General features: G+C 45.2%; 1 protein-coding gene. It reads right to left on the bottom strand.

Annotation, left to right across the window (positions count from 1 at the left end; all coding sequences use genetic code 11):
• Positions 1-408 precede the first annotated feature (408 nt).
• The gene (locus tag H8S17_RS16000; RefSeq protein ID WP_186867887.1) at positions 409-1,686 is read right to left on the bottom strand and encodes an IS110 family RNA-guided transposase; all 1,278 of its coding nucleotides are present in this window, start codon (positions 1,684-1,686) and stop codon (positions 409-411) included.
• Positions 1,687-1,802 lie beyond the last annotated feature (116 nt).

Here is a 1,802-nt window from a genome sequence, read left to right as displayed (position 1 = left end):
CCTCCCATAATAATCTTTGTTTTTCTCTTGTTAACTCGCTTTTTCTCATATTTTCATTTCTTCATAGAGATATTTTCTAAGTCTATGTCATTCCCCTTGGCCATAAATCATGGATATTCGGATGTTTAGGGTACACAAAACAAGACGTCGTCTTATTCTGCTATGATCGGCCTTTCTTTCCCCAACTCCTTACGGCAGCCTAACCTCCCATGTCATACAGGATCTCCTTTACTTCAGGGTCCTTAATTCCTTCGTTCTGCTTATCCATAAAGGGGCGTCATGATGCTCCTTCGCTGAGTCTCTGCTCTGATGGAAATAAATCTGACTTGGCTCTCTATGTTTATGAAATTCTTCTGTTCCTTTCAGCACCTTGCGGCGGACGTCTCCTGAATCTCACAGTCGATCTTTTTATGCTGCCTGCGGCTGCCTGTGAATGTCAGAAAGCATCTTCTGCGCATCATAGGTCACTCCATTTGCAAGGATGGCATAAAAGACCCGTATCAGCTTACAGCTGATCGCAATCACGGATTGTTTCTTCTTGAGCGGATTATTCGCTCTTGTCGTGTAATACTCATGCAATGACTTAAACTCTGGGTTCTTCGCTATCAGCGGAATTGCTGCATTGAACAGCACTGCCCGCAGCTTACTCCGACCTCTTTTGCTTATGGTCGTCTGTCCTTTGTGCTTTCCAGAGCTGTTCTCCCGTAATGAGAGTCCTGCCAGCTTTTGTATCTGTCTGGGTGATTCGAAACGCCTCACATCACCCACTTCTGCCAGAAAGCCGGCTACCGTGATCACTCCTATACCTTTGATGGCAAGCATCTGCTCGCTTTCGGGTATCTTCCTGCACAGCTTTTCTATCTCCTCCATAACGGCGTCCAGCTGTGCCTTTTTGTATTCGTAATCCTCGAGCAACAGCTTCATTTCATACCGGGCCGCCGAAGAGCCTTTCTTTAAGCCGATGCTGCGTTTTGCTCTCTCACACAGGGTCGTTGCCCTTTTCATTCCTACAGCCCTAAGCTTTGCATCACGCCAGATTTGATTGATTTTCTCGGCTCCCAGTTCCACGATTGCTTCCGGAGTACAAACTTTCTTTAGAAGCAGCATACTGCTCTGTGCTTCATAGTCCCCAAACACATCTGTGTACTCAGGGAAATATATGGCGAACCATCTGGCAAATCTGTTTTTAATCTGGCTCATCTCCCTGATGAGTCTCTTACGATTGGCCACCATAATTCTTAAATCAGCATACACACCATCCGGTGTATACGGTGCAGAATACCGGCCCTCGGTAACCAGCTTTGCGATCACCTTCGGATCCTTCCTGTCATTCTTGCTTTGGCTGTTGTCATCCAGTTCCTTGGTCTGCTTTACCGCATATGGGTTAACCATAACCAGGAGGATGCCCTCATCCTCAAGATAAGCGCCAAGGTCAAACCAGTAATGACCTGTCGGCTCGATACCTACGATCACATCTGACTTTCTGTACTTGTCCTGCAAATGCTGCATCCATGCTTTGAAAGATTCAAATCCTTCTCTGCTGTTGCTAAATGTAAAGACTTTTCCAAGCTCAATGCCTCTCCAGTCAAATGCCCTAGCGTACTGTGTCGTGCTTCCGATATCGATTCCAATTACCAAAGTTGATTCTTTTACTTGATTGATTTTTTCATTCTGCTTATAATTCATTTGTGGGTGTCTCCTTTGAACGATGATTTGTCAACCGGCCAGTTAACAATCATTATTCTATGGGTGGCACTCATTTTTTGCAAACCGGTTATTTGTTACTTAACAGGAATGCTCCT

The sequence above is a fragment of the Roseburia zhanii genome (genome assembly GCF_014287635.1).
In the GTDB taxonomy this organism is placed as follows: Bacteria; Bacillota; Clostridia; order Lachnospirales; family Lachnospiraceae; genus Roseburia_B; species Roseburia_B zhanii.
The sequence above is the reverse complement of the archived record's forward strand: the minus strand, read 5'-3'. Positions and strand labels throughout refer to the sequence as shown.